At 39.4% G+C, this 26,917-nt stretch carries 25 protein-coding genes and 1 riboswitch; of the genes, 9 read left to right on the top strand and 16 right to left on the bottom strand.

All coding sequences use genetic code 11. From position 1 onward, the window contains the following. Positions 1–61: 61 nt before the first annotated feature. Entirely contained in the window at positions 62–1,957 is a 1,896-nt protein-coding gene (locus tag HMPREF2957_RS01575) for a DUF2207 domain-containing protein (RefSeq protein WP_070677075.1), read from the bottom strand. Positions 1,958–2,087: 130 nt separating this feature from the next. Between HMPREF2957_RS01575 and HMPREF2957_RS01570 the strand changes: the two genes are divergently transcribed. Both HMPREF2957_RS01570 and HMPREF2957_RS01565 read left to right on the top strand, forming a co-directional pair. Beyond that, positions 2,088–3,653, top strand: a complete 1,566-nt coding sequence (locus tag HMPREF2957_RS01570) for an ABC transporter substrate-binding protein/permease (RefSeq protein WP_070677074.1) — start codon at positions 2,088–2,090, stop codon at positions 3,651–3,653. Then, on the top strand, positions 3,653–4,393 hold the full coding sequence (locus HMPREF2957_RS01565; protein ID WP_004251965.1) for an amino acid ABC transporter ATP-binding protein: 741 nt from the start codon (positions 3,653–3,655) through the stop codon (positions 4,391–4,393). Before HMPREF2957_RS01570 ends, HMPREF2957_RS01565 begins: the two co-directional genes overlap by 1 nt. 85 nt (positions 4,394–4,478) lie before the next feature. Here HMPREF2957_RS01565 and HMPREF2957_RS01560 read toward each other — a convergent pair whose 3' ends face one another. The 12 genes from HMPREF2957_RS01560 to HMPREF2957_RS01505 form a co-directional block, all read right to left on the bottom strand. Next, positions 4,479–4,694: a capsule biosynthesis transcriptional regulator gene (locus HMPREF2957_RS01560; RefSeq protein ID WP_004251963.1), complete on the bottom strand. Its 216-nt coding sequence runs from the start codon at positions 4,692–4,694 to the stop codon at positions 4,479–4,481. 105 nt (positions 4,695–4,799) lie between these two features. After that, positions 4,800–5,696: an SPFH domain-containing protein gene (locus HMPREF2957_RS01555; RefSeq protein ID WP_004251962.1), complete on the bottom strand. Its 897-nt coding sequence runs from the start codon at positions 5,694–5,696 to the stop codon at positions 4,800–4,802. Positions 5,697–5,778: 82 nt separating this feature from the next. Then, on the bottom strand, positions 5,779–7,029 hold the full coding sequence (ilvA, locus tag HMPREF2957_RS01550) for a threonine ammonia-lyase IlvA (protein WP_070677073.1): 1,251 nt from the start codon (positions 7,027–7,029) through the stop codon (positions 5,779–5,781). A gap of 80 nt (positions 7,030–7,109) precedes the next feature. After that, complete coding sequence (gene ilvC / locus HMPREF2957_RS01545; protein ID WP_006147961.1) at positions 7,110–8,132, bottom strand: ketol-acid reductoisomerase; 1,023 nt, start codon at positions 8,130–8,132, stop codon at positions 7,110–7,112. 167 nt (positions 8,133–8,299) lie between these two features. Next, positions 8,300–8,776, bottom strand: coding sequence for an acetolactate synthase small subunit (gene ilvN / locus HMPREF2957_RS01540; protein WP_004251957.1), 477 nt, complete (start codon positions 8,774–8,776; stop codon positions 8,300–8,302). Further along, the gene (locus tag HMPREF2957_RS01535) at positions 8,769–10,469 is read right to left on the bottom strand and encodes an acetolactate synthase large subunit (RefSeq protein WP_070677072.1); all 1,701 of its coding nucleotides are present in this window, start codon (positions 10,467–10,469) and stop codon (positions 8,769–8,771) included. Before HMPREF2957_RS01535 ends, ilvN begins: the two co-directional genes overlap by 8 nt. Before the next feature lie 203 nt (positions 10,470–10,672). Continuing rightward, positions 10,673–11,362 (bottom strand): 50S ribosomal protein L1, encoded by a 690-nt coding sequence (rplA, locus tag HMPREF2957_RS01530; protein WP_001085672.1) that lies wholly within the window; start codon positions 11,360–11,362, stop codon positions 10,673–10,675. Positions 11,363–11,458: 96 nt separating this feature from the next. After that, positions 11,459–11,884: a 50S ribosomal protein L11 gene (rplK, locus tag HMPREF2957_RS01525; RefSeq protein ID WP_001085808.1), complete on the bottom strand. Its 426-nt coding sequence runs from the start codon at positions 11,882–11,884 to the stop codon at positions 11,459–11,461. A gap of 362 nt (positions 11,885–12,246) precedes the next feature. After that, positions 12,247–12,645, bottom strand: coding sequence for a ParB N-terminal domain-containing protein (locus HMPREF2957_RS01520; RefSeq protein ID WP_070677071.1), 399 nt, complete (start codon positions 12,643–12,645; stop codon positions 12,247–12,249). A gap of 27 nt (positions 12,646–12,672) precedes the next feature. Further along, the gene (locus HMPREF2957_RS01515; protein ID WP_070677070.1) at positions 12,673–13,323 is read right to left on the bottom strand and encodes a phosphatase PAP2 family protein; all 651 of its coding nucleotides are present in this window, start codon (positions 13,321–13,323) and stop codon (positions 12,673–12,675) included. Next, on the bottom strand, positions 13,313–13,876 hold the full coding sequence (locus HMPREF2957_RS01510) for an ECF transporter S component (protein ID WP_070677069.1): 564 nt from the start codon (positions 13,874–13,876) through the stop codon (positions 13,313–13,315). The genes HMPREF2957_RS01515 and HMPREF2957_RS01510 overlap by 11 nt, the downstream gene beginning before the upstream one ends. Positions 13,877–14,024: 148 nt before the next feature. Next, positions 14,025–14,242, bottom strand: a riboswitch (FMN riboswitch). A 53-nt stretch (positions 14,243–14,295) separates the two neighbouring features. Further along, positions 14,296–14,799 (bottom strand): tRNA (cytidine(34)-2'-O)-methyltransferase, encoded by a 504-nt coding sequence (locus tag HMPREF2957_RS01505; RefSeq protein ID WP_036756945.1) that lies wholly within the window; start codon positions 14,797–14,799, stop codon positions 14,296–14,298. Between the two features lie 424 nt (positions 14,800–15,223). Here HMPREF2957_RS01505 and trkA point away from each other — a divergent pair, with 424 nt between their 5' ends. The 3 genes from trkA to HMPREF2957_RS01490 all read left to right on the top strand — a co-directional run bounded on the left by trkA (position 15,224) and on the right by HMPREF2957_RS01490 (position 19,572). Continuing rightward, on the top strand, positions 15,224–16,573 hold the full coding sequence (trkA, locus tag HMPREF2957_RS01500; RefSeq protein ID WP_070677068.1) for a Trk system potassium transporter TrkA: 1,350 nt from the start codon (positions 15,224–15,226) through the stop codon (positions 16,571–16,573). 3 nt (positions 16,574–16,576) lie between these two features. Beyond that, a complete protein-coding gene (locus HMPREF2957_RS01495; RefSeq protein ID WP_070677067.1) occupies positions 16,577–18,016 on the top strand; it encodes a TrkH family potassium uptake protein in 1,440 nt (479 codons plus the stop codon). Positions 18,017–18,867: 851 nt separating this feature from the next. Next, positions 18,868–19,572 carry a CPBP family intramembrane glutamic endopeptidase gene (locus HMPREF2957_RS01490; RefSeq protein WP_070677066.1) on the top strand — a complete coding sequence of 235 codons (705 nt, stop codon included), beginning with the start codon at positions 18,868–18,870 and terminating at the stop codon, positions 19,570–19,572. Between the two features lie 275 nt (positions 19,573–19,847). Here the strand turns inward: HMPREF2957_RS01490 and HMPREF2957_RS01485 are convergent, their stop codons facing one another. The 3 genes from HMPREF2957_RS01485 to HMPREF2957_RS01475 form a co-directional block, all read right to left on the bottom strand. Beyond that, a complete protein-coding gene (locus HMPREF2957_RS01485) occupies positions 19,848–21,392 on the bottom strand; it encodes a peptide chain release factor 3 (RefSeq protein WP_070677065.1) in 1,545 nt (514 codons plus the stop codon). 209 nt (positions 21,393–21,601) lie between these two features. Beyond that, complete coding sequence (locus tag HMPREF2957_RS01480) at positions 21,602–22,294, bottom strand: YwaF family protein (RefSeq protein WP_070677064.1); 693 nt, start codon at positions 22,292–22,294, stop codon at positions 21,602–21,604. Between the two features lie 34 nt (positions 22,295–22,328). Next, on the bottom strand, positions 22,329–23,003 hold the full coding sequence (locus tag HMPREF2957_RS01475; protein WP_070677063.1) for a YwaF family protein: 675 nt from the start codon (positions 23,001–23,003) through the stop codon (positions 22,329–22,331). Positions 23,004–23,215: 212 nt separating this feature from the next. Here HMPREF2957_RS01475 and gatC point away from each other — a divergent pair, with 212 nt between their 5' ends. Genes gatC through HMPREF2957_RS01455 form a run of 4 tightly spaced genes read left to right on the top strand, consistent with a single transcriptional unit; the run spans position 23,216 to position 26,873 of the window. Beyond that, complete coding sequence (gene gatC / locus HMPREF2957_RS01470) at positions 23,216–23,518, top strand: Asp-tRNA(Asn)/Glu-tRNA(Gln) amidotransferase subunit GatC (protein WP_006147946.1); 303 nt, start codon at positions 23,216–23,218, stop codon at positions 23,516–23,518. Next, entirely contained in the window at positions 23,518–24,984 is a 1,467-nt protein-coding gene (gene gatA / locus HMPREF2957_RS01465) for an Asp-tRNA(Asn)/Glu-tRNA(Gln) amidotransferase subunit GatA (RefSeq protein ID WP_070677062.1), read from the top strand. The genes gatC and gatA overlap by 1 nt, the downstream gene beginning before the upstream one ends. After that, a complete protein-coding gene (gene gatB / locus HMPREF2957_RS01460; protein ID WP_070677061.1) occupies positions 24,984–26,429 on the top strand; it encodes an Asp-tRNA(Asn)/Glu-tRNA(Gln) amidotransferase subunit GatB in 1,446 nt (481 codons plus the stop codon). Before gatA ends, gatB begins: the two co-directional genes overlap by 1 nt. A gap of 51 nt (positions 26,430–26,480) precedes the next feature. After that, positions 26,481–26,873 carry a hypothetical protein gene (locus tag HMPREF2957_RS01455; RefSeq protein ID WP_049494237.1) on the top strand — a complete coding sequence of 131 codons (393 nt, stop codon included), beginning with the start codon at positions 26,481–26,483 and terminating at the stop codon, positions 26,871–26,873. The last annotated feature ends 44 nt before the right edge of the window (positions 26,874–26,917 follow it).

Here is a 26,917-nt window from a genome sequence, read left to right as displayed (position 1 = left end):
AGATTACTCCTTTTTCTATCCTCCATTATATCATACTTTTAAAGGCTGTGTTGAGTTTTCTTTAGAAAGCACCAACACTTCCACCACCGCCACCACCTGAGAAACCACCACCAGAGCTACCGCTTCCGGATGTTACAGAAAAGGTACTTGCTGTATTTGCGACCGAGGTGTATAGATTGATTTGAGTAGCAGATGTGTGAAATTGTTTATCCCACCCACAAGATACATAAAGATTCATAGCAGCATTCTCAAGTTGAATATTGTGAAGCTTCATGATTTTATTTACCTTCTTAGCGTATCCATAGAGAGTTGCATAGACCAAAAGACGATTCCAAACAACAATACTCTCTAGTTCAGCCTTATCAAGATGAGCAATATCCCGAAGCATATTTTCAAAACTTGTCCAGAGATAAACAACTTCTGCCCCTTCTTCATTTAAGACTCCATCACGAGAAGGTCCTCGAGTTACTAAATGAATCAAACCGCTCGCTAGTAAACCAATTAAATCTAAGGCAAGTAAAGGAAGCGAGAAATAGCCATGTGTTCGAAAGCTATAGTAGAAAATGATAAGTCCGACAACACCTGTTACAGCTGAACAGACTTTCATTTTTTTCACAAGATTATTTTCTTTTTCCGTTAAAGGTCGATAATAACTTGGAATTCGTAAAATTTTCACCTTGTCTCGAACACAACTTTGCATGCGTTCAAGTCGTCTCTCAAAGGAACGCTTGAGGTGCATGCCGAATTCTCGAATATGCTTCTCATCAGCTTCCTTAGCTCCGTGGAACAATCCAGAAGAAACCTGATATTCAGGGAAAAGGTCTGAAAGAGCCAATTCTTTATTTGTAGAAAGAGTCATCCGCAGGCACTCCTTCTCAAAATTAGACAAACCTTTTTCACTGTTAATTTTGATCCAAGGCTCTTCTTCACCTTGAAAAATGGATAAATGCCCTCGATCGACTAAATCTAACAAGGTTGCTTGGATTAGTTGTTCAAAGGTGAATTTACCAAACTTCTGCTTATTTAGAGGGCTAATTTCCTCTAAAGATGTTGAATAGATTGCTTCTGCCAAAACCATTGGAGGTAGGTTCATTGGGGGTTCGTAGAGACGATGATTCTTTGGATATACCTTTTTAAGAGTCGTATGCTGACGAAATTCTCTATAATAGTAGAACGTTAGTAGTAAGAGAGCCATAAAGAAGATTGGAAAAATCCATTTTATCATGACCTTGGCGTGCACTTTATCAGCCTTTATTTCTATCTCAACTCTTTTAAAGTTACTTAAATCATCTTCATTCAACCCTTGACTTGGAGCACTCGAGAAAGCTTCTATCGGCCAATAGGCATGTAGTTCAACTTGACGTTTTTTAGGAAGATCCTTCATCTTAACCCAGTAGATATCATTGACTTTTTCGACACTTCCCTCATTGAGGAGTTCACCAGTATGGAAAAAGAGTTCCTCTGCCGGACTGTCTGAAGTTACTCGAAATTCCAGATCTTTGATATCCCCTGAACTATCTGTCAGTGGTTGCCAATTAAGCTCAGCAATATCCTGATATAAGAAAAGAAGATTTTTAAGTTGCCAAGTAACAGTCACACGAACAGTATCTCCTGCGTTTCCCGGATTAAAAATGGTGACCTTGTAGCCATCCTCTTCTTCCTTAGTATATGAGAGGACGTCTTGAACAATCTGGCCATTTTTAGATACTAAGACAGTTGGTTCGTCATCAATTTCAAATCCCTTCGGCATTTTCCCTGCTTTTCCGAGTCCAATCAATTGACCATTAAAATCATCATTAAAGTGGTAGGTGATTGTTTCTTTGAAAACCGCTGTATTATCTGCATGAATATTCAAATCACCCTTATAGGATAGAATATCGAAGTCTACTGCAAAAACTAGACGAGGCACAAATAGCAAACAGGTAAATACCAGAGCAAGAACCCATCTCTTTTTCATTTTACATTCCCTTTCATGTTTTTTCACTATTATATCATTTTTTAGAAGTTAAGGTTTACTTGTATTGAAAATCTTACCATTTTTAGATACAATAGAGGGAGCCATTTTTAGACTAGAAATAGGAGAAAACATGAAAAAATTATGCTTATCTATCCTTGCTAGCTTAGCCCTTAGTCTAGGACTAGTTAGCCAGGTCCAAGCCGATGAATATTTACGCATCGGAATGGAGGCAGCTTACGCACCATTTAACTGGACTCAAGATGACGACAGTAACGGCGCTGTCAAGATTGATGGAACAAACCAATATGCTAACGGTTACGATGTTCAAATTGCAAAAAAAATCGCTAAAGATCTGGGTAAAGAACCACTCATTGTAAAAACAAAATGGGAAGGACTCGTTCCAGCTCTGACTTCTGGAAAGATTGATATGATTATTGCAGGTATGAGTCCAACCGCTGAACGTAAGCAAGAAATTGCCTTCTCAAGCAGTTACTATACTAGTGAACCAGTACTTTTAGTCAAAAAAGATTCAGCCTATGCAAACGCCAAAACACTAGATGATTTTAAAGATGCAAAAATCACTTCTCAACAAGGGGTTTACCTTTATGACTTGATTTCTCAAATTCCAGGCGCTAAAAAAGAAACTGCCATGGGTGATTTCGCTCAAATGCGTCAAGCTCTTGAAGCTGGTGTCATTGACGCTTATGTTTCTGAACGACCAGAAGCTCTAACTGCTGAGTCAGCAAATGCAAAGTTCAAAATGATTCAGCCTGAACCTGGTTTTAAAACTGGGGAAGAAGATACCTCTATCGCTATCGGTCTTCGTAAGGATGACGAACGTATCAGCCAAATCAATGCTAGCATCGAAACCATCTCTAAAGATGAACAAGTTGCCCTAATGGATCGTATGATTAAAGAGCAACCTGTAGAAGCTACAACTACTGAAGAAAACAGCAGTAATTTCTTTAGCCAAGTTGCTAAAATTCTAACTGAAAACTGGCAACAACTCTTGCGTGGTGCTGGAATCACACTTTTAATTTCAATTATCGGTACTATCGTAGGTCTCGTTATTGGTCTGGCTATCGGTGTTTTCCGTACTGCGCCTCAATCTGAAAATCAATTTGTCTACGTCATTCAAAATATAGTTGGTTGGATTCTCAATATCTATATCGAAATTTTCCGTGGAACTCCTATGATTGTACAATCTATGGTTATCTACTATGGAACTGCCCAAGCTTTCGGAATCAACCTAGACCGTACTCTGGCTGCTATCTTTATCGTTTCTATCAATACCGGTGCCTACATGACCGAAATCGTTCGTGGTGGTATCCTGGCTGTTGACAAGGGACAATTTGAAGCAGCTACTGCACTTGGTATGACTCATAATCAAACCATGCGTAAGATTGTTTTACCTCAGGTAGTTCGAAATATCCTACCTGCTACTGGTAATGAGTTCGTCATCAACATCAAGGATACTTCTGTATTGAATGTTATCTCTGTTGTAGAACTTTACTTCTCAGGAAATACAGTAGCAACACAGACTTACCAGTACTTCCAAACCTTTACTATTATCGCAGTTATCTACTTTGTCCTCACCTTTACAGTAACACGTATCCTACGCTACATTGAAAAACGGATGGATATGGATACTTACACTACAGGTGCTAACCAAATGCAAACGGAGGATTTGAAATAATGAATCAACCCATTCTTGAAATCAAACACCTCAAAAAATCCTATGGACAAAACGAGGTTCTAAAAGATATCTCCCTTACTATCCATAAAGGAGAAGTTATTTCTATCATTGGAAGTTCCGGTAGTGGTAAATCAACCTTCCTACGTTCAATCAACTTACTTGAAACACCAACTGAAGGTAAAATCCTTTATCACGGTGAAAATGTCCTCGAAAAAGGATATAACCTCACTCACTATCGAGAAAAACTAGGAATGGTCTTCCAGTCCTTCAACCTTTTTGAAAATCTAAACGTGCTTGAAAATACAATCGTTGCCCAAACAACTGTACTCAAACGTGATCGCTCAGAAGCAGAGAAAGTAGCTAAAGAGAACCTTGAAAAAGTTGGCATGGGAGAACGTTACTGGCAAGCCAAACCTAAACAACTTTCTGGTGGGCAAAAGCAGCGTGTTGCTATTGCTCGTGCACTTTCCATGAATCCTGATGCTATTCTCTTTGATGAGCCTACTTCAGCCCTTGACCCTGAAATGGTCGGTGAAGTTCTCAAAATCATGCAAGATTTAGCTCAAGAAGGCTTAACCATGATCGTCGTAACCCACGAAATGGAATTTGCTCGCGATGTATCACACCGTGTCATCTTTATGGATAAGGGTGTCATTGCAGAAGAAGGAAAACCTGAAGATCTATTTACTAATCCCAAAGAAGAACGTACAAGAGAATTTTTACAACGCTATCTTCGATAAGAGAAAAGACTGCCATTGCAGTCTTTTTTTTATATTCCAAAAAATGAAAAGGCAGATTCTTTTCGAACCTGCCTATATCCAAAGACTAATCTTCAAATTTTTCATGATTTTTATTGTAGAAATCAATTAAGCCGAGGGCTGTTTCAAAGGAAATGTTTTTAACTTTTGCACGTCCTTGAGCCAAAGCAATGATAGACATCTCACGCGCATTCGTTTCCTTAGAAATACGATACCCTGTGATCTTCTTATCACGAACCCAGCTAACAACTGCTTCTACTTTTTCAAAGTTAGACTTAGCCATGTTATTCTCCTATTTTTTTCTTTACGCAACTTCATTCTATATGTTTTTATAGTATTTGTCAATTGAAACACATATATTAATAAAGTTATTGCGTTAAGATTATAATTATTTAGCTTTCAAAGCTGATAATATATGGGTTCGAATATCTTCAACTCCATTAGGATTTGCTGGCAAGAATATTGTATTATTTCCTTGTTTATCTGCAAAATTATTCAATGTATCCAAATACTGATTGGTTAATAGGATTGACATAATTTGTTCTTCAGTTAATTCGACATTGGCTCCTTTTAACTCTTTAATAGAATCAGCAAGTCCATCAACAATTGCTTTCCGCTGCTCTGCGATCCCCACACCATGGAGGCGATCTTTTTCTGCCTCAGCTTCTGCCGCTGTAACGATCTTAATTTTATCTGCTTCAGCCAATTCTTGAGCTGCCACTCTCTTACGTTGGGCAGCATTAATTTCGTTCATTGATTGTTTGACTTCTGCATCCGGCTCAACTTTGGTAATGAGCGTCTTAACGATAATATACCCATACGTTGACATTTCTTCCGCTACTTGTTTTTGAACTTCTAATGCAATTTCATCTTTTTTCTCAAACAATTCATCCAAAGTTAACTTAGGAACAGATGAGCGCAATGCATCTTCAATATAAGATTTGATTTGAGCTTCAGGTCTCATCAATTTATAGTAAGCGTCTGTAACGTTTAACTCATTTACACGATACTGAGTTGCGACATTCATAGTCACAAAAACGTTATCTTGGGTTTTGGTTTCAACCACGATCTCACTTTGTAAAAGGCGTAGCTGCACACGAGCTGCAATTTTGTCAATGCCAAATGGTGCCCGTAGATGAATACCACTATTACTTAACTTTTGATACTTACCAAATCGTTCGATAATTGCAACAGACTGTTGACGAACGACATAAACAGAGCTCACTAACATAGCTCCTACAATAAGCATTAGAATCACTAGAACAAGTAAAACTTGTAAAACCATGGGAATCTCCCCCTTTCTTCACTTACATTATAGCACTCGTATATAGGTTAGGCAAATGATATGATAAAAATTTTATAGGATATTAAACAAGCATATTATATAGAGTTTCATTCCCATTCAAGTTAATATAAGACGGGTCAAATTTCTCCATTCGGTGAATCAAGCCCGCATAATCATGCTTGTTAGCAAGAGCAATCCCGATTAAGACTGGTCCCGTTCCCTTGCTGGCACGTTTAATATACTCAAAACGTGTGATGTCGTCATTCGGTCCTAAAATATCATTTACAAACTCGCGAAGTGCACCTGGACGTTGTGGGAAGTTTACCACAAAGTAATGCTTGATGCCATCATAAATCAAGGCACGCTCTTCCATCTCTGGCATACGGTTGATATCGTTATTTCCTCCAGAGATGATACAACAAATAGTCTTACCCTTTATATAATCTGACAGTACTTCCAAGGCTGCCACACTAGCAGCACCTGCAGGCTCAGCTACAATCCCCTGTTTAGAGTAAAGATCTATCAATGTCTCAGAGATTAAACCTTCATCCACTCCGATGAGCGTTTCAACATTTTTACGGGTTGCTTCATAGGTCAATTGCCCAACCTTCTGCACAGCAATCCCGTCTGCAAACTTATCAATTTCTTTAAGTTTAACCGGACCTCCAGCCTCAAAGGCTGCCTTCATGGAACGAGCTCCGTTGGCTTCTACACCTAGAACTTCAATATCCGGATTCATTTCCTTTATATAAGTAGAAACTCCCGCAATGAGTCCTCCACCTCCTACAGGCACCAAGACAGTATCAAAATCAATGGATTCTTTTCGCGCTTCTTCTAAAATTTCATAAGCTACTGTTCCTTGACCAGCTTGAACATAGGGATCATCAAAAGGATCAATAAACGTACGATTTTCAGCAACTGTATAGTCTTGAGCTGCCTTGGCCGAGGCATCAAAGGTATCTCCTACCAATTTGATAGTTACAAAATCTCCACCAAAGAAACGAACCTGACCAATTTTCTGTTGAGGCGTTGTAATTGGCATAAAGATTGTTGCAGGAATCTTCATCTCGTTACAAGTGTAGGCAACACCTTGAGCGTGATTTCCCGCTGATGCGCACACTACTCCACGTTCACGTTCTTCCTTAGTCAATTGTGAGATGGCATAATAAGCTCCACGAATTTTAAAAGAGCGGACTCGTTGAGCATTTTCTTTTTTGAGATAAATTTTAGCTCCGTATTTTTCTGATAAATAATGATCGTAGTCAAGTGGTGTATTGGCTACGACACCACTCAGAACCTTGTGGGCCTTCACCACATCTTTTGCACTAAGCATAATCTTCTCCTTGATTCTTTTTCAAGATAAAAAGCGGGTTAGGTACCCCCCAACTCGCCTTCTATTTTTATTCTCAAAAATTAGTTGTAGATTTTGAATGCATCATCGTCGTTTTTACCAACAAATGGCATTGCTTTACGCAATTCGGCACCAACCTTTTCAATTTCAAGGTTAGCTGCTTGTTCACGGTAAGCAGTCAATTTTGGACGTCCAGCTTTGTAGTCGTTCACAAAGTCGTTGGCAAATGTACCATTTTGGATATCAGCAAGAACTGCTTTCATGTTTTCTTTCACTTGTTCAGTGATGACACGTGGGCCTGAAACGTAGTCACCGTATTCAGCTGTGTTTGAAATTGATTGACGCATTTTCTTGAATCCACCCTCGTAGATCAAATCAACGATGAGTTTCATTTCGTGAAGTACTTCAAAGTAAGCCAATTCTGGAGCATATCCAGCCTCAGTCAAGACTTCAAAACCAGCTTCGATAAGGGCAGTCAAACCACCACAAAGAACTGCTTGTTCACCAAACAAATCTTCTTCAGTTTCTTCTTTGTAAGTTGTTTCCAAAAGACCAACGCGTGCTGCACCAACCCCTTTACACCAGTCCATAGCGATGTTTTTAGCATTTCCTGTTGCATCTTGGTAGACAGCGTAAAGCGCTGGAACACCAAATCCTTCTTCGTAAGTACGACGTACCAAGTGTCCTGGCCCTTTAGGAGCACACATGAAGACATCTACATCTGCAGGAACTTTGATGAATTCGAAGTGGATGTTAAAACCATGCGCAAATCCAACTGCATTCCCAGCTTCCAAGTTTGGAGCAATTTCTGCTTCGTACAATTCTTGTTGGATTTCGTCTGGTGCCAAAATCATGATAACATCAGCCAATTTAGTTGCTTCTGCTACTGTATAAGTATCAAAACCATCTTCTTTTGCCTTATCAAAAGATTTACCTGGACGAACACCGATGATTACATCGTGACCTGAATCACGCAAGTTTTGAGCATGAGCATGACCTTGTGAACCATAACCGATAACAGCGATTTTTTTACCATCAAGTGCTGCTACTTTTACATCTTTTTCGTATTCCATTTGAACTGCCATAGTTTTTCTCTCTTTTCTATTATTTATTGCCTTTTAGGCTGGTTTAACAAATTTAAGTTATTTTTTACTCAATGAAAATCAAAGAGCAAATTAGGAAGCTAGGCGCAGGCTGTACTTGAGTACGGCAAGGCAAAGCTGACGTGATTTGAAGAGATTTTCGAAGAGTATTAATCGCGGGTAAATCCAGTTGCACCCGTACGAGCGATATTCTTGATACCGTACGGTCGAATAACCCGAATCAAAGCTTCACTCTTTTCCGCATTTCCAGTCATCTGAACAGTAATGGAGCTCGGAGCCACATCAACAACAGTTGCACGGAAAGGCTGGATAATAGCTAAAATTTCTGCCCGCTTCTCCGCAGGCGCTGAGACCTTGATCAGAATCACTTCACGCTCGAGATGCGGTTTATCTGTGATATCACGGACACGAATAACGTCGACCTGACGGTTGAGTTGTTTGATGATTTGCTCCACTTCATCGTGAGATGCAACATCAATGATAATGGTAATCCGTGACACATTAGGATTTTCTGTCGCCCCTACCGAGATACTCTCAATATTGACTTGGCGTCTAGACAAAACACCGGTAAAACGATTGAGAACTCCTGACCGGTTTTGAAGTTTGGCTGTTAACATTCTACGCATTAAACTTCACCCCCAACATCTCATGATTACTCTTACCAGCTGGTACCATCGGTAAAACATGCTCTTTACGAGAAATATCTACCTCGATAAACATTGGTACATCTTCCAAGATGACTTCCAAATCCTTTTCTAAGGTTTCAGGATTATCAAATTTATAATTCTTAATTCCATAGGCTTGAGCCATCAATTGGAAATCTGGGAGGCTATCAAAGACTGACTCTGATGTTCGACCATCGTAGAAGGCTTCTTGCCATTGACGAACCATCCCAAGTGAATGGTTATTAAGCATGATGACCTTGATTGGAATCTTGTAGATATTCAAGATTGCCAATTCCTGATTGGTCATTTGGAAACCACCATCACCGACAAAGAGCACGATCTCCTTATCTGGATTAGCAATTTTTGCCCCAATGGCTGCAGGAACTCCAAATCCCATGGTTCCTAGTCCACCTGAAGTTACGAGTTGACGCTCGTTTTGGTATGGATAGTATTGAGCTGTCCACATTTGGTGTTGTCCGACGTCAGTTACGACAATGGCATCACCCTTAGTCAATTCACCAATTCGTTCAATAACTGCTTGTGGTTGGACAACACGTTCCTTCTTATCATAAGAACGAACACGATTCTTATCTTTGGTAACTTTTTCAATCCATTTTTCAGTATTGTTACGAACGATTGGCTCCGCTAGCAACTGCTGCAAGGCCTTTTTCGCATCACCAACAACTGGGATATCAACAGCGATAATCTTACCAATCTCTGCTGGATCGATATCAATATGCGCTACTTTGGCATTCTTCGCAAATGTCTTAGGATTACCAGTCAAACGGTCATCAAAACGACAACCAATCGAAATCATAAAATCAGCTTCTGTCATAGCAATATTAGCTGCAAAGGAACCATGCATCCCACCCATTCCCAAAAACAGTGGATGGCTAGTTGCAATTGTTCCCTGTCCCAAAAGACTGGTCACAACCGGAATTTGATAACGCTCTGCAAATTCATTTAACTCCGCTGCAGCCTCTGCATAGCTAATACCACCACCAGCTAACAAAACTGGCTTCTTAGCCTTAGAGAGTTGCTTCAAGATCTTCTTGATTTGCATCTCATTAGGTTCTAGAGTTGGTTGATAACTTGGTAAATCTATCTCTGAAGAATAGACAAAGTCCGTTTCAAGAGCTGAAACATCTTTTGGCAAGTCAATAACAACTGGTCCTGGACGACCGGTAGTCGCAATGTGCACAGCCTCTGTAATCACACGTGGAATATCCGCCGTCTCTCGAACCTGGTAGTTGTACTTGGTAATTGGCATGGTAATACCAACAATATCTGCTTCTTGGAAAGCATCCTTACCGATTCCCGCTCTTGCTACCTGACCTGTGAAGACCAAAAGGGGAACACTGTCACTCATAGCATCTGCAATCCCAGTAATGGCATTGGTAGCTCCTGGTCCACTTGTGACGACTGCGACACCAAGTTTCCCTGTTGATTTAGCATAACCTTCTGCTTCATGAAGACAACCTTGTTCATGGCGACCTAGAATATGGCGGATGCCTTTAAAATTATAAATAGCATCATATAAAGGCAATACAGCCCCGCCTGGATAACCAAAAATCGTATCGATTCCTAGGTCACGGAGCGTTTCCAAAACGAGTTCCGAACCTGACTTTGGTGAGTCTAAAATGAGTTTCTCCATCGTTCCCCTTTCTCTTCTCTAAAAATGACTTGTTTCTATAATACCATTTTTTCAAAAATTTTCAAGACAAAAGAAACAATTTTCTGAATTTTCTATCTAGATACTTTACAATATCAAATAGATTAGAAAGTTTATACGTATTTTTACCTTTTAATAGAAAAAAGGTTGAGACAAAATGTCCCAACCTTTTGATTTTTTACTTATTAAAGTGAGTTAACGTCAACCTTGATACCAACACCTTGAGTAGTTGTGATTGTCAAGCTTGTTACGTAAGTTCCTTTAGCAGTAGCTGGTTTAGCTTTTTGGATTGTTTCGTTGAATGCTTTGAAGTTTTCAACTAACTTGTCAGCTTCAAATGAAACTTTACCGATGATAGCTTGTACGATACCTGCACGGTCAGCACGGTAAGTGATTTTACCACCTTTAGACTCTTCAACTGCTTTAGCAACGTCCATTGTTACAGTACCAGTTTTAGGGTTTGGCATCAAGTTACGTGGTCCAAGGACACGTCCAAGACGTCCAACAAGAGCCATCATGTCAGGTGTAGCGATAACTACGTCGAAGTCCAACCAACCGTCGTTGATTTTAGCAACAAGGTCGTCTTCACCAACGAAGTCTGCACCAGCAGCTTTAGCTTCTTCAGCTTTTGCACCACGTGCAAATACAAGAACGCGAGCTGTTTTACCAGTACCGTTTGGCAATACCATTGCTCCACGGATTTGTTGATCAGCTTTTTTCACGTCGATGTTCAAGTTGTATGCAACTTCTACAGTTGCGTCAAATTTTGCAAAGTTAGTTTCTTTTGCAAGAGCTACAGCTTCTTCTACGCTGTATGCTTTTGTGCTGTCGATTTTCTCAAGAGCAGCACGAAGTTGTTTGCTTTTTTTAGCCATTTTCTATTCTCCTTGTAAGTGGTTCAATCGATTTTCATCTCCCACGTCACTTCTCGAAATGATGAAGTCTTGCGGGTTATATAGGGAAGTTATTGATTAGTCAACAACAGTGAATCCCATAGAACGAGCAGTACCTTCGATCATACGCATTGCAGACTCAATGTTTGCAGCGTTCAAATCTGGCATCTTAGTTTCTGCAATTTCTTGTACTTGTGCACGAGTAACTGTAGCAACTTTAGTTTTGTTAGGTGTACCTGATCCTTTTTCAACACCTGCAGCTTTTTTCAAAAGAACAGCAGCTGGTGGTGTTTTAGTAACGAAAGTAAATGATTTATCTTCGTATACTGAGATAACAACTGGAATGATCATACCAGCTTGATCAGCTGTACGAGCGTTGAACTCTTTTGTGAATCCCATGATGTTGATACCAGCTTGACCAAGAGCAGGTCCAACCGGTGGAGCTGGTGTAGCTTTACCAGCAGGGATTTGCAATTTTACAAGTTTTTCGACTTTTTTAGCCATTTTTAAATCCTCCTTTGTGGTTTTGGCGGTAATTTAGAGATTTTTACCTCCCACAAGTATGTTTTACACATACCCTACTATTATACACTAATCTATCTCAAATGCAAGAGAAAAATTCTAATTTTAGAGAAATTTTATTACTGAATTTGACTGTCATTTCTTTTGTGAAAGAGTCCTGAACTACAAATAAAAAACCGCTCTGTTTTGAGCGATTATAAGGGATACTAAATTTAGTAGGAGTCCAGTTTTAAGTACAGGCTTGTCCCTTTTTCAGCACTTCCACTTTCTACAAATCCAAGGGTTCAAAACATTGTCTGGAGGCGTGATTGAAATCAAAGAACTATCTATTTGAATGATTTGTTTCACTTTAACTTCCTTTTCAATAAGAGAGTTACTGCTTGATTAAAACCATTACACCAGTTGTACCATTTTGCTTCATACTCATCTTCAGGCAAGATATGATTTTTTAAATCCAGAATAGAATAAATCTTTCTTTCCTCGCAAGCTTGCATATAGAGATGATATAGTTCATCACCACCATCTTTATCCCACTCAGCAGAAATCGTATTTTGACCTGCTAACAAAGCTTGGTAAGCTCTGTGATGCCCATCTGTAATCAGCAAACAATCTCCAGATGCAAGAACACTAATTGGGTTTATATTTGGCCTCTCTACCGAGTGATAAAGCATCTGGATATAATGCAACTTCTTTTCTGATAAGTATAGTTGAGTCGGATGAAGATCTGTAATATTGACTTTCATTTTTATCTCCTCAAGAAGAGTTAATAACTACTTTTGCTTGCCTGTAAAGCGCCATTGAAAGCGAAGTTTGTCATAAAATGGGAATTCAATGAATAGAATTCCAAGACCCAGACAGAGACTGGCAAGAACATCTGATGGGTAATGAACTCCCAGATAGACTCTGGAAATGATTACGCTTACTAGATAGATTCCCAGTAAAATCTGGAGAATGAGCTTTACAGTCCTATCTTTCACTCTCTGTCCCACAATGATAATTAGAGAACCGATTAGGAGGGTTACTGCTAGCGAGTGACCACTAGGGAAAGAAAATCCTTTTTCTTCGACCAAGTGTAAAATTTCAGGTCGCGGACGTTGATAGAGGTGTTTTAAGGACACAATTAAAATTCCAGCCAAACTAAGATTGCCAGCTACTAAAAGGCTTTCTGACTTCCACTTTTTCAGATAAAAAATAACAGTCAATAGAATTGCCCAAGAAATAACGATTGGTATGTCAATCAGACGAGTAATCCCTCGAAAGATAGTTGTCAATATAGCTGGTAAATCTCCACGGATTGCTGTCTGGATAGACGAATCAAATGGTATCAATTGTTCTGGATAAAACTTAACGACATAACCCAGAATTACAAATAGTAAAAGGGCAAAAGAGCCCTTTGTTAAATATGTTTGTTTATCTTTCATAGTATTTCAAAGTTGGTTTCAAGAGGACAAATAATAACCAGAATGAGATGGCAAAGATGACTCCTTCAATCAAATTAAATGGTAAGACCATTGCCAACAAGTAATTACTAAGTCCTAGAATATTCTCTATATCGAAGTTAGCAAATTTTGCGTACAAAGGTACAGCATAAACGTAGTTTAGAACTAACATGGCTAAAGTAAGACCAATCGTCCCTGCTAATGAAGCTAGGACAAAACGCATGGTTGTACGCTCTTTTTTCCAAATCAGACCAAAAGCAAGAACAAAGACCCCTAAGGCTACGATATTCATCGGCAAACCAATGTAGGTACTAACTCCTTGATTGTTCAAAAGTATTTTCAACAAAGACCGAAGGAATAGTACTCCTAAAGCCGCTGGTAAATCCAAGACTACCAAACCTACAAGAACTGGTAAGATACTGAACTCAACCCTTAAAAAGGGTGCTGCCGGTAGAAGCGGAAAGTCAAAGTACATCAACACAAATGAAAGTGCTGATAAAATTGCAATGGTCGAAAGTCGACGTGTGTTTGTCATAACAGGTTCCTCCAATTTTCTATAAAATCAGAAGAAGTTGGAAAGTTTCTCTCTATCTACTCTCTTAACTATCTCAAAAAACAACCTAAGCTTACAAAGAAACTGGTTTTATTTCTATTATAATGAAGCAGAATAGACAAAGCTATCCTTTCGTCTTCTCCCATCCAGACTATACTGTCGGTTGTGGAATCTCACCACATCAGCTTGCGCTCGCGGACTTATTTGGCTAAGATTTTTAGATTTATCTAGACGTCGCAGTCGAAGATAATACTTAAAGTATATCGAGACAAGACAACGAAGAGAAAGCTAAAATAGCTAGTCAAATTTACCGCCGGTCGGGAATCACACCCTGCCCTGAAGACCCTCTAATGATAACAAAAAAAGCTTGCAAGCGCAAGCATTTTATCTCTTCTCAGTGTTTATTTTAACTTATCCGTTTCGTAAGTATGAACCAGTTCGAGACCCGCAAAATTCTGTTGACGAAGGGCCTCATAGACAATCATACATACTGTATTGGATACATTGAGACTACGGACATGTTCATCATTCATAGGAATTCTGAGAGCTTTTTCAGGATGTTCCCTCATAAATTCCTCAGGCAAACCTTTATCTTCACGTCCAAAAAGAAAATAATGGTTTCCTTCTATCGTGAAGTCAGCATCTGAATAGACCTTTTCTGCAAACTTGGAAATCAAGTAGACTTGACCATCCATTTTTTTCATAAATTCATCTAAACTATCATAAAAATAGATCTCAAGTTTGTCCCAATAGTCTAGCCCGGCTCGCTTCATTTTACGATCATCAATCGGAAAGCCCATCGGTTTGATAATATGAAGGGGCGCATTCGTCGCCGCACAGGTTCGTGCAATATTCCCCGTATTTTGTGGAATTTGTGGTTCAAACAATACAATATGATTGGCCATGCCTTGCTTCCTCTCACTAGTGCAAAAAAATAGCCACACTGCCCGGAGTCAAGCTCAGCAAACAGCGTGGTTAAGGCGTCGTTAACTTACCTCACAACAGGTTTGAAGTAAATCAGCGAAACTACTTTTTTAGTATAACACTTTCAGCCTGATTGTCAATAGAAATGACTTGATTTTTTCATTTTTTTTACAAGCATATTTACAAAAGTTAAAATTTCAACTTTCAGCAAGCAATATCATAGAATATACATAGATTAAGAATTTTCGGAACAAGTTTTTTCATAAACATATAATGTTTAAAGCAAAATATTTGTTCGAATTCCCCTAATCCCTTTATTAAAGAAGGAAGCAGTCGGTTGTTGAGTGCATTTTTTTCTAAAAAAAGGTATGATAGAGACATATTGAAAAAGTAGGTTAACTAACTATGAAGATTATTCTTGTCGGAGGGGGAAAAGTAGGTTCTGCCCTCTGTCGTTCACTGGTTGCTGACAACCATGATGTTGTCTTAATTGAACAGAACGAAACTGTTCTAAAATACTTGACCAGCCGTTTTGATATTATGGGAATCGCAGGTAACGGAGCTGACTTTGCTATGTTAGAAGCAGCCAATGTTCAAGATTGTGATATTTTCATTGCCATGACTCAATACGACGAAGTCAATATGGTTTCGGCTGTTTTAGCCAAAAAAATGGGAGCAAAGGAAACCATTGTTCGTGTACGAAATCCTGAATATTCCAACCCTTACTTTAAAGAAAAAAATATTCTTGGATTTTCACTCATTGTAAACCCAGAACTCCTAGCAGCTCGTGCTATCGCTAATATTATAGACTTCCCCAATGCTCTTTCTGTTGAGCGTTTTGCAGGTGGATTAGTCAGCTTAATGGAATTCAAGGTACGAAATTTCAGTAATATTTGTCAGATGTCTATTGCTGATTTCCGTAAAAAGTTTGGTAATGTTATTGTCTGTGCTATCGAACGCGACCACAAACTCATGATTCCTAGTGGAGATATGATTTTAGAAGATAAAGACCGTATCTTTGTGACAGGACATCGTGTCGATATGATGCTCTTCCACAACTATATTAAGTCCAGAGTTGTTAAGAGTTTACTCATCATAGGAGCTGGGAAAATTGCTTACTATCTCTTAGGTATGTTAAAAGACAGTCGTATCGATACCAAGGTTATTGAGGTCAATCCTGAAAGAGCTGCCTTTTTCAGTGAAAAATTCCCTAAACTCTATATAGTCCAAGGCGATGGAACAACTAAGGACACCCTCTTAGAAGAAAGTGCACAAAACTATGATGCTGTTGCCACTTTGACAGGAGTCGACGAGGAAAATATCATTACCTCTATGTTTTTGGATAACATAGGTGTTCAGAAAAATATTACCAAAGTAAACCGCACTAGCTTATTAGAAATTATCCACGCAACAGATTTCTCAAGTATCATCACCCCTAAAACAATCGCTGTTGATACCATCATGCACTTTATCCATGGTCGTGTAAATGCGCAATATTCTGACCTTCAAGCTATGCACCATCTAGCAAATGGACAGGTAGAAACTCTTCAATTCCTTATCAAGGAAACCAATAAAATGACTGGCAAGCCTTTATCTCAATTGAAGCTCAAAAAGGATATCTTGATTGCTGCTATTATCCGCAATGGAAAAACGATTTTCCCAACAGGAGAAGATACCCTCCAGGTCGGTGATAAGCTAGTGGTTATCACTTTGCTTTCAAATATCACCAAGATTTACGATTTGTTAGAGAGGTAAGCTATGAATAGAAGTATGGTACGCTTTCTTCTTGCAAAGCTACTCTTGATTGAAGCTGGGCTACTTTTAGTTCCGGTTGGTATTGCTCTTTACTATCGAGAATCTAATCAAGTTTTTACAGCTCTTTTCTCTACCATCGGGATTCTTGTTGTCCTAGGTCTTCTCGGAATCATCAAAAAACCTAAAAAACAACGTATCTATGCTAAAGAAGGAGTCTTAATTGTTGCCCTATGTTGGATCCTTTGGTCTTTCTTTGGCTCCCTTCCCTTTGTCTTTTCAAGTCAAATCCCCAATTTTATAGATGCCTTCTTCGAAACTAGTTCCGGCTTCACTACTACGGGAGCAACTATCTTAAATGATGTTTCTGTCTTAAGCCGTTCTCTTCTGTTTTGGAGAAGTTTCACCCACCTCATCGGAGGTATGGGGGTGCTAGTTTTTGCCCTAGCTATTATGGACAATGCAAAAAATAGTCATCTTGAGGTTATGAAGGCTGAGGTTCCTGGACCAGTATTTGGTAAGGTGGTATCTAAGCTAAAAAATACAGCACAAATACTCTACATCCTGTATCTGGCAATGTTCGCCCTCTTTGTAGTGATTTATTATCTTGCCGGTATGCCACTCTACGATAGTTTCGTTATCGCTATGGGAACTGCTGGGACTGGTGGTTTCACTGTTTACAATGATGGAATCGCCCACTATAATAGTTCTCTCATTACCTATCTGACGAGTGTTGGGGTATTGATGTTTGGTGTCAATTTCAACCTCTACTACTATCTCATGCTTCGTCGAGTCAAGGAATTCTTTTTCGATGAGGAGCTTCGTGCTTATCTCTTGATTGTCGTTGTTTCTACCGGCTTAATTACTCTCAATACACTCCACCTTTATAGTGGCGTTTCACAAAGTTTTGAAATGGCCTTCTTCCAAGTTTCTAATATCATCACTACAACTGGTTTTGGTTATGGCAACATAACCAATTGGCCTTTGTTTTCTCAGTATATCCTACTGATGCTGATGGCCATTGGTGGTTCTGCTGGATCTACTGCTGGTGGTCTCAAAGTGATGCGTGGAGTTATTCTAGCTAAAATTGCTAAAAATCAATTTTTGTCTACCATATCACCTCACCGTGTTTTAACTCTCCATGTTAACCAAACGGTAATTGATAAGGATACCCAGCACAAGATTCTCAAGTACTTTGTAGTTTACGTCATGATTCTACTCAGCTTAATTTTCATTATCAGTTTAGATGCTGACAATTTAATGATTGTTACGAGTGCCGTTTTCAGTTGCTTTAACAATATCGGCCCAATTCTCGGAACAACTGCAAGTTTCTCAATTTTTAGTCCATTTTCAAAACTCCTCCTATCCTTTGCAATGATTGCAGGACGTCTTGAAATTTATCCAATCATATTACTCTTTATGAAGCGAACTTGGTCTAAGCGTTAGCAATGTTATTATCAAAAAGCACATCCTTCAAAAAATGAGGGATGTTTTTTTCTGTTGATAAGATTTTTAAAAGACAGTTGAGAGTCAAAAAATAACACTTGGGAAAAAGATGATTTTTCATGAATCATTTTAGTTATAATTTTAAAAAAACGTAGGGGTTTTATATGGAAAAAATGAACAAATCAATCCAACTTCTTTTATTGATTTCCTTGGTCTACTTAGGCTGCTGTAGTTGCTTAGTTTGGCCTGGTATTGCTTTAACACTCAAACAATCCTGCTTTTACTTTTTACTCCTCTTAATGTTATTAGCAGGTATCTGTACATTTATCCACTATCTTTCAGGACATGATCACGTGAATAGTCAGCTACACAATCGTAGTCGATCCTTCTTTTTATTGTATAGCAGCATGGTTATCATTAACGTTGCTGGAGTATGTTTTATTTTATTTGAAAGCATAAGCACAGACACTCTACTACAAAAAGAAATCGTTGACTTGTTACTCATCTCTTTCTTTTTCCTTTTCGGACTTGATATTGCTACCTTTCTGCCGTTAAACAAATGGAGAAAATTACCAACTCATAAAAAGACAGGCAGGCTAACAACCCTTATCTTTCTTAGTTTATTTTTTCTGCACAATCCTTTAACCATACTTTCTGTCAGTTTTTATATCCTTTTGGGAGTCAGCTTTCTAAACTTTTTATTTCCTAAAACCTTAAGACAAGATTTATCATTTTATAGTCACATAATCCGAAATATCTTACTTGTACTATCGGCACTTATGTTCTGGTAATTAATAGAATTCCTATCCAAAGTATGCTATAATGAAATAAATTTTTTAGGAGATATTTGAATGAATTTTTTTAAAGATTATCGTAAACGATTGATTTGGCTAGGAATCTTTCTTGTGGCAATGGCCCTATCGCAAGTTCCTATCGTGACTTTAATGTTGCTTCAAAAAACGCAACTTGGATCTATCTGGTCATCTCTAATAGTGGGGCTTGTCTCTACCGCTATTGTTACACTCTTTTTATATGGTGCTCACAAAAGTAAGTTATTAAATCTAAAATCGAAACTCTTTGCTATTAATGACGCCCCTCGAATTGCTCTTAGTTATGTAGCCATTGTCACAGGAAATCTGATTGGTGCGATTTGGTTACAACTTCTGAAGCAAACAACTACTTCGAATCAAGAGGCTATCAATAGCATCATGTCAGAAAGCTCTCTAATTTCCAGCATTTTCGTGGTTGCAATAGTGGCACCTATTTGTGAGGAAGTTATCTGTCGAGGTATCATCCCTACTAAACTCTTCGAAGGATACGAGAAAATTGGATATATTTTAGGTTGGTTTCTCTTCACTATAGCCCATATCCCAAATAATCTTCCTTCTTTCTTGATCTATGGCTGGATGTCTGCAGTCTTAACTTGGACTGCTTATCGCACCAAACGTCTAGAGATGTCTATCTTACTGCACCTAGTGAATAATGGAGTCAGCATTCTATTGCTTATCCTCCTTACATTCCTTATCAAAGTTGTTGGTATAGATGCTTTTCAATAAATAGAAGTTCCACTACTAATATAATTTAAAATAAAAAGACTAGAAATATATCTAATTTCTAGTCTTTTTGTTTATTCTTTGAGTGATTCCAAACTAAGTTAATGAGGCAGGTAGCTAATCCACTTTTTAACTGTTACCGTTTATTAGATTACGACACAGAGTTTGGCAAATCGATTATATTTGCCAAACGTAGTTAGTAAGGCAGTTAGCTAGTTCGCCGAATAGCGACTAGCGTCCAACAATTAGGAACTTTAGTTCCAATTGTTGGTACTGAGTTACATTTTTTCTTCCAACTCCACATCTGGATACTTGTCCGCAAACCAGCGGAGGGCAAAGTCATTTTCGAAAAGGAAGACAGGTTGGTCAAAGCGGTCCTTTGCCAAGATGTTTCGACTTGAAGACATACGTTCATCTAAATCTTCTGGTTTAATCCAACGAACTGTCTTTTTACCCATTGGAGTCATGACAACTTCAGCGTTATACTCGCCTTCCATACGGTGTTTAAAGACTTCGAACTGGAGTTGTCCAACAGCACCTAGCATATACTCACCTGTTTGGTAATTCTTATAAAGCTGGATGGCTCCTTCTTGTACCAACTGTTCCATTCCCTTGTGGAAGGATTTTTGTTTCATAACGTTCTTAGGTGAAACCTTCATGAAAATCTCAGGCGTGAAGGTTGGTAGTGGTTCAAACTCAAACTTGTTTTTGCCAACAGTAAGCGTATCTCCAACCTGGTAGGTACCTGTATCATAAACCCCAATAATATCTCCAGCTACGGCATTGGTCACATTTTCACGACTTTCCGCCATAAATTGGGTGACATTAGAAAGTTTAGCTCCCTTACCAGTACGAGGCAAATTGACACTCATACCACGCTCAAATTCACCCGATACAATACGAACAAATGCGATACGGTCACGGTGTCGAGGGTCCATGTTGGCTTGAATTTTAAAGACAAAACCTGAGAAATCCTTATCATAAGGGTCGACAAGTTCACCGTCTGTTTTCTTGTGTCCATGAGGTTCTGGAGCAAACTTGAGGAAGGTTTCAAGGAAGGTCTGCACACCGAAATTAGTCAAGGCCGAGCCAAAGAAGACTGGTGTCAAATCACCTGCAAGAATGGCTTCCTCTGAGAATTCATTTCCTGCTTCATTCAAAAGCTCAATATCATCTTTCACTTGCTCATAGAAAGGGTTGCTAGCAAAGAGTTTATCGCCATCTTCTAGGCTGGCAAAACGTTCATCCCCTTTGTAGAGTTCTAAACGTTGGTTATAGAGGTCGTAGAGCCCCTCAAAGGCTTTCCCCATCCCGATTGGCCAATTCATTGGATAACTTGCAATACCCAAGACTTCTTCCAATTCTTGCAAGAGGTCTAGTGGTTCACGACCATCACGGTCCAGCTTGTTCATAAAGGTAAAGACTGGAATCCCGCGGTGTTTGACAACCTCAAACAATTTCTTGGTTTGAGCCTCGATACCCTTGGCAGAGTCCACTACCATGACCGCAGCATCCACCGCCATCAAGGTACGATAGGTATCCTCTGAGAAGTCCTCGTGCCCTGGAGTGTCTAGGATGTTTACCCGTTTCCCATCGTAGTCAAACTGCATGACAGATGAGGTTACCGAAATCCCACGTTGTTTCTCGATATCCATCCAGTCAGACTTAGCAAAGTTTCCTGTTTTCTTCCCTTTTACAGTACCTGCCTCACGAATCTCTCCCCCAAAGTAGAGCAACTGCTCTGTAATCGTCGTTTTACCAGCATCCGGGTGGGAGATAATGGCAAAGGTACGGCGTTTCTTAATTTCTTCTTGAATACTCATAACTTCTCTTTCTTTCTACTTTTTTAATGATTTCAATTTATAATCACTCTTTATTACATCGGACCCTAACATTCCTTTCAACACTCCATTATATCGGATTTTAGAGAGTTTTTCAATTGCTTACACAAGAAAAAGCAGGTCAAGATACTAGACCTGCTCATAAGATTCTTTTATTCAATATTTATTTTGTATCTCTAGTTACAATCTCTTCAAAATTTAATTTTTTCTAGAGCAATTTTCTTTTGCCAACGTTTCTTAAACAATATATCAAAGAGCACTAGGGCTGTAGATAGAATGATTGAAACCAGAAGATACTTTATCCATATAGGGGCATTTGGAATAAACGGCGTGGTATTCAAAAGCCCGTAATTTCCACCTGTCACTTGATTGACCCCAACTAGGAAAAGGTTGAGAATAAAAGTGTAGGCGATAATTCGATACTTTTTCAGCAAGGTCTTATCGTAGTGATTCATGAGATAGACCAGGGAATTGACCAAGAGGGCATAATGGCCAATCAGGAAAGAAAAACTGGTAATATGCGGAAAATCATAGGGGTCAAAAACAGGGTAGCCCAAAGCAAACACTGCCCCGCTGGCTCCCATAAGGGCAAAATACTGCTTGGTTTTCCATTTATCTGGTAAGAATACAACCGCGAACATGGCCAAACGACAATGGTAAAGAGGCAGGCTGTTCGAAAACGGAATCCCAAATCCAATATACCAAGTATAGAGCGCTAGCAGTTGTGCTATTTGAATCCACTTAAACAATCGAACAAATTTGGGGTTTTTGTAGTAAGTAAGAGAAGCATAAATAGATAAGGCAAGAAGGCCTATCATGACACCGTACCAAAAAATCGGAATAGGCGGTGGCGTCGTTTGGGTTCTTGTAATAAAATGATGCATAAAGTCTCCTTAAGGTAACGAATTCAGTTGTATATTAACTATTCTTATGTTTATATTTAACGAGTTGATTGATAAGGATGAGAATACCTGTCATCAAACTGGTCACTATCAAATAGTTAAGCAAACTACCATGATCCCCAATCACAGGTGGCTTGCTCATAAAGCCATAATTTCCTCCTGTCAAGAGGTTGGCAAGAAAGATAATGGCATTGACTCCAAAAGTCATCTGGCATATTTTCCAAATATCCCCTTTTTCAACTTTATAATATCTAACAAGATAAATCAAGCAATTAGCCAAGAGGGCCCAGTGTCCGAAAACATTGTTCACAGACGAAACATGAGGAAAAGGAAAAGGATAAAAGACTGGATAAACCAAGGCCATGATAGAACCAAAAACTCCAATCAGAGCAAAATATTGCTTGAAAAAGGTCTTATTAGGGGCAAAAAGAATCATCCACATAGCCATGCGACTATGGTAAAAAGGGAGAGCCTCAGATAGGGGCAGACGTGCAGTAATATACCAAACGTTGATAATGAGCAACTGAATCAATTGTCCCCAATACCAAAAGTTTCTGTAACCTTTAGATGATGCGAAACGAATCGATAAAACAGCTATGATTACCAAAGATGTAGGTAATAAAAAGTACCAGGCTCCCAAATGAGGAGGAACTGTCTTTTTACTGGTAAAAAGTAACTCCCAAATTGTCATATTTCACCCCTAATGTTTTTTAATTTGATCAATCATCAATCTTATTTGCCAACTAAAAACGACTGTTATTCTTTCTTCTAATTTCAACCATTATATCGAAATAAAAAGTATTTTTCAATTTCTGTTTCTTTTTAGCTTGGCTTGCCTTATTTATAGGAAAATATGGTAAAATAGAACAGATAAAGAATCATCATTTCACGAAAGGATATCCGATGAAAATTACGCAAGAAGAGGTAACTCACGTTGCCAATCTTTCAAAATTAAAATTCTCAGAAGAAGAAACTGCAGAGTTTGCGACAACACTCTCAAAAATTGTTGATATGGTCGAATTGCTCAGTGAAGTCGACACTACTGGTGTTGCACCTACTACAACGATGGCTGACCGTAAAACTGTTCTCCGACCTGATGTGGCCGAAGAAGGAACAGATCGTGATCGCTTATTTAAAAATGTACCTGAAAAAGATAACTACTATATCAAGGTGCCAGCTATCCTAGATGATGGAGGAGACGCCTAATGACTTTTAACAATAAAACCATTGAAGAGTTGCACAATCTCCTTGTCTCCAAGGAAATTTCTGCAACAGAACTAACTCAAGCAACGCTTGAAGATATCAAATCTCGTGAGGAAGCCCTCAATTCTTTTGTTACAATCGCTGAAGATCAAGCTCTTGCTCAGGCTAAAGCTATTGATGAAGCTGGAATCGATGCTGACAATGTTCTTTCTGGAATTCCGCTAGCTGTTAAGGATAATATCTCTACAGACGGCCTCCTAACAACTGCAGCCTCAAAAATGCTTTATAACTACGAGCCAATCTTTGATGCGACAGCTGTTGCCAATGCAAAAGCTAAGGGCCTGATCGTTGTTGGAAAAACTAACATGGACGAGTTTGCCATGGGTGGTTCTGGTGAAACATCTTACTACGGCGCAACCAAAAATGCTTGGGACCACAGCAAGGTTCCTGGTGGATCATCAAGTGGTTCAGCTGCAGCTGTAGCTTCTGGACAAGTCCGTTTATCACTTGGTTCTGATACTGGTGGTTCTATCCGCCAACCTGCTGCCTTTAACGGGATTGTTGGTCTCAAACCAACCTACGGAACAGTTTCACGTTTTGGTCTTATTGCCTTTGGTAGCTCGCTAGACCAAATCGGACCATTCGCCCCTACGGTTAAAGAAAATGCTCTCTTGCTCAATGCTATTGCTAGCCAAGATGCCAAAGACTCTACTTCTGCCCCAGTTCGCATTGATGACTTTACTTCAAAAATCGGCCAAGACATCAAGGGAATGAAAATCGCTTTGCCTAAGGAATACCTTGGTGAAGGAATTGACCCAGAAGTTAAGGAAACCATCCTCAAAGCCGCTAAGCACTTTGAAAATCTTGGTGCTATCGTTGAAGAAGTTAGCCTTCCTCACTCTAAATACGGTGTGGCAGTTTACTACATCATCGCTTCATCAGAAGCATCCTCAAACTTGCAACGTTTTGATGGTATTCGTTACGGCTACCGTGCAGAGGATGCGACTAACCTTGATGAAATCTATGTAAACAGCCGCAGCCAAGGTTTCGGTGAAGAAGTTAAACGTCGTATCATGCTAGGTACTTTCAGCCTTTCATCAGGTTACTATGATGCCTACTACAAGAAGGCTGGGCAAGTTCGCACCCTTATCATCCAAGATTTCGAAAACGTCTTTGCGGATTACGACTTGATTTTGGGACCAACTGCTCCTAGCGTTGCTTATGACTTGGATTCACTCAACCACGATCCAGTTGCTATGTACTTGGCTGACCTCTTGACAATTCCTGTCAATTTGGCTGGTCTACCGGGGATTTCTATTCCTGCTGGATTTGTTCAAGGTCTACCAGTAGGACTCCAATTGATTGGTCCTAAGTATTCAGAAGAAACTATCTACCAAGCTGCTGCTGCTTTTGAAGCAACAACAGACTACCACAAACAACAACCCGTGATTTTTGGAGGTGATAACTAATGAACTTTGAAACAGTCATTGGACTTGAAGTCCACGTAGAGCTCAACACCAATTCAAAAATCTTCTCACCTACTTCTGCCCACTTTGGAAATGACCAAAATGCCAACACTAACGTGATCGACTGGTCTTTCCCTGGAGTACTACCAGTTCTCAATAAAGGCGTTGTCGATGCTGGTATCAAGGCAGCTCTTGCCCTCAACATGGACATCCACAAGAAGATGCACTTTGACCGCAAGAACTACTTCTACCCTGATAATCCTAAAGCCTACCAAATTTCTCAGTTTGATGAACCAATCGGTTACAACGGCTGGATTGAAGTGGAGCTAGAAGACGGTACAACTAAGAAAATCGGTATTGAACGAGCCCACTTGGAAGAAGACGCCGGTAAAAACACCCATGGTACAGATGGTTACTCTTATGTTGACCTCAACCGCCAAGGGGTGCCTTTGATTGAGATTGTATCTGAAGCAGACATGCGTTCACCAGAAGAAGCTTATGCTTATCTAACAGCCCTCAAGGAAGTGATCCAATACGCTGGTATCTCTGACGTTAAGATGGAAGAAGGTTCTATGCGTGTGGATGCCAACATCTCGCTTCGTCCTTATGGTCAAGAAAAATTCGGTACCAAGACAGAGTTGAAAAATCTTAACTCCTTCTCAAACGTGCGTAAGGGTCTTGAATACGAAGTCCAACGCCAAGCTGAAATCCTTCGTTCAGGTGGTCAAATCCGCCAAGAAACACGCCGTTATGATGAAGCTAACAAGGCAACCATCCTCATGCGTGTCAAAGAAGGTGCTGCAGACTACCGCTACTTCCCAGAGCCAGACCTACCACTCTTTGAGATCTCAGACGAGTGGATTGAGGAAATGCGCACTGAGTTGCCAGAGTTTCCAAAAGAGCGCCGTGCACGCTATGTCTCTCAACTCGGATTATCAGACTACGATGCTAGCCAGTTGACTGCCAACAAAGTCACTTCTGACTTCTTTGAGAAAGCAGTTTCACTTGGTGGTGATGCTAAGCAAGTCTCTAACTGGCTCCAAGGTGAAGTTGCTCAGTTCTTGAATGCCGAAGGCAAGACACTTGAACAAATCGAATTGACACCAGAAAACTTAGTAGAAATGATTGCCATCATCGAAGACGGTACTATCTCATCTAAGATTGCTAAGAAAGTCTTTGTTCACCTAGCCAAAAATGGCGGTGGTGCTCGCGAATACGTTGAAAAAGCTGGTTTGGTTCAGATCTCAGATCCTGATGTGTTGATTCCAATCATACACCAAGTCTTTGCTGATAACGAGGCTGCCGTTGCCGACTTCAAGTCAGGAAAACGCAACGCCGACAAGGCCTTTACTGGATTCCTCATGAAAGCGACTAAAGGACAAGCCAACCCACAAGTAGCCCTCAAACTACTTGCCCAAGAATTGGCTAAGTTGAAAGAGAACGAGTAAATATACTTTCGCTAATAGACTTTTCTACTAAAAAATAGAAAAGGAGAATAAATGAACAAATTTTTACGAGTACTATTTATTTTAGTTATCGTCGCCATGTTGGGTGCTTCTATTCTACAAATCTTTCTCCCATCATATATGGGAGAGCATTCTGGTTACGGTGTTTCTGCAGGATGGCAAAGAGAAATTGGAATTTGGAATCTAGCTGTCTTAATTATTATTCTTGCCGTTAATATTAAGTACGATTGGTTTTACCTGAGAATTGCCCTTCTTGCCCTCATTATTGGTGGTATAGGAATAGGAACAAATCATTTGTTAAATTTTATTGAATATCATTCTCCTGTTAATGCGATTGGTGCTATCGAGAATTATATACTCGTATTTGGTTGGATTATAGGGTGGTTTATTGAAAATAAAACTATAAAACTCCAAAACTCTTTATAGACATAAAATTTAGCAAAAACTATTTTTGTACTCACATAGTTAGG

Source organism: Streptococcus sp. HMSC062D07, assembly GCF_001814215.1.
Taxonomy (GTDB): Bacteria; Bacillota; Bacilli; order Lactobacillales; family Streptococcaceae; genus Streptococcus; species Streptococcus infantis_I.
The sequence above is the reverse complement of the archived record's forward strand: the minus strand, read 5'-3'. Positions and strand labels throughout refer to the sequence as shown.

Excerpts from the sequence above, each read along its gene's own strand:
- HMPREF2957_RS01575 (WP_070677075.1), bottom strand. The coding sequence starts at position 1,957 with ATGAAAAAGAGATGGGTTCTTGCTCTGGTATTTACCTGTTTGCTATTT.
- HMPREF2957_RS01570 (WP_070677074.1), top strand. The coding sequence starts at position 2,088 with ATGAAAAAATTATGCTTATCTATCCTTGCTAGCTTAGCCCTTAGTCTA.
- HMPREF2957_RS01565 (WP_004251965.1), top strand. The coding sequence starts at position 3,653 with ATGAATCAACCCATTCTTGAAATCAAACACCTCAAAAAATCCTATGGA.
- HMPREF2957_RS01560 (WP_004251963.1), bottom strand. The coding sequence starts at position 4,694 with ATGGCTAAGTCTAACTTTGAAAAAGTAGAAGCAGTTGTTAGCTGGGTT.
- HMPREF2957_RS01555 (WP_004251962.1), bottom strand. The coding sequence starts at position 5,696 with ATGGTTTTACAAGTTTTACTTGTTCTAGTGATTCTAATGCTTATTGTA.
- ilvA (WP_070677073.1), bottom strand. The coding sequence starts at position 7,029 with ATGCTTAGTGCAAAAGATGTGGTGAAGGCCCACAAGGTTCTGAGTGGT.
- ilvC (WP_006147961.1), bottom strand. The coding sequence starts at position 8,132 with ATGGCAGTTCAAATGGAATACGAAAAAGATGTAAAAGTAGCAGCACTT.
- ilvN (WP_004251957.1), bottom strand. The coding sequence starts at position 8,776 with ATGCGTAGAATGTTAACAGCCAAACTTCAAAACCGGTCAGGAGTTCTC.
- HMPREF2957_RS01535 (WP_070677072.1), bottom strand. The coding sequence starts at position 10,469 with ATGGAGAAACTCATTTTAGACTCACCAAAGTCAGGTTCGGAACTCGTT.
- rplA (WP_001085672.1), bottom strand. The coding sequence starts at position 11,362 with ATGGCTAAAAAAAGCAAACAACTTCGTGCTGCTCTTGAGAAAATCGAC.
- rplK (WP_001085808.1), bottom strand. The coding sequence starts at position 11,884 with ATGGCTAAAAAAGTCGAAAAACTTGTAAAATTGCAAATCCCTGCTGGT.
- HMPREF2957_RS01520 (WP_070677071.1), bottom strand. The coding sequence starts at position 12,645 with ATGAAAGTCAATATTACAGATCTTCATCCGACTCAACTATACTTATCA.
- HMPREF2957_RS01515 (WP_070677070.1), bottom strand. The coding sequence starts at position 13,323 with ATGAAAGATAAACAAACATATTTAACAAAGGGCTCTTTTGCCCTTTTA.
- HMPREF2957_RS01510 (WP_070677069.1), bottom strand. The coding sequence starts at position 13,876 with ATGACAAACACACGTCGACTTTCGACCATTGCAATTTTATCAGCACTT.
- HMPREF2957_RS01505 (WP_036756945.1), bottom strand. The coding sequence starts at position 14,799 with ATGGCCAATCATATTGTATTGTTTGAACCACAAATTCCACAAAATACG.
- trkA (WP_070677068.1), top strand. The coding sequence starts at position 15,224 with ATGAAGATTATTCTTGTCGGAGGGGGAAAAGTAGGTTCTGCCCTCTGT.
- HMPREF2957_RS01495 (WP_070677067.1), top strand. The coding sequence starts at position 16,577 with ATGAATAGAAGTATGGTACGCTTTCTTCTTGCAAAGCTACTCTTGATT.
- HMPREF2957_RS01490 (WP_070677066.1), top strand. The coding sequence starts at position 18,868 with ATGAATTTTTTTAAAGATTATCGTAAACGATTGATTTGGCTAGGAATC.
- HMPREF2957_RS01485 (WP_070677065.1), bottom strand. The coding sequence starts at position 21,392 with ATGAGTATTCAAGAAGAAATTAAGAAACGCCGTACCTTTGCCATTATC.
- HMPREF2957_RS01480 (WP_070677064.1), bottom strand. The coding sequence starts at position 22,294 with ATGCATCATTTTATTACAAGAACCCAAACGACGCCACCGCCTATTCCG.
- HMPREF2957_RS01475 (WP_070677063.1), bottom strand. The coding sequence starts at position 23,003 with ATGACAATTTGGGAGTTACTTTTTACCAGTAAAAAGACAGTTCCTCCT.
- gatC (WP_006147946.1), top strand. The coding sequence starts at position 23,216 with ATGAAAATTACGCAAGAAGAGGTAACTCACGTTGCCAATCTTTCAAAA.
- gatA (WP_070677062.1), top strand. The coding sequence starts at position 23,518 with ATGACTTTTAACAATAAAACCATTGAAGAGTTGCACAATCTCCTTGTC.
- gatB (WP_070677061.1), top strand. The coding sequence starts at position 24,984 with ATGAACTTTGAAACAGTCATTGGACTTGAAGTCCACGTAGAGCTCAAC.
- HMPREF2957_RS01455 (WP_049494237.1), top strand. The coding sequence starts at position 26,481 with ATGAACAAATTTTTACGAGTACTATTTATTTTAGTTATCGTCGCCATG.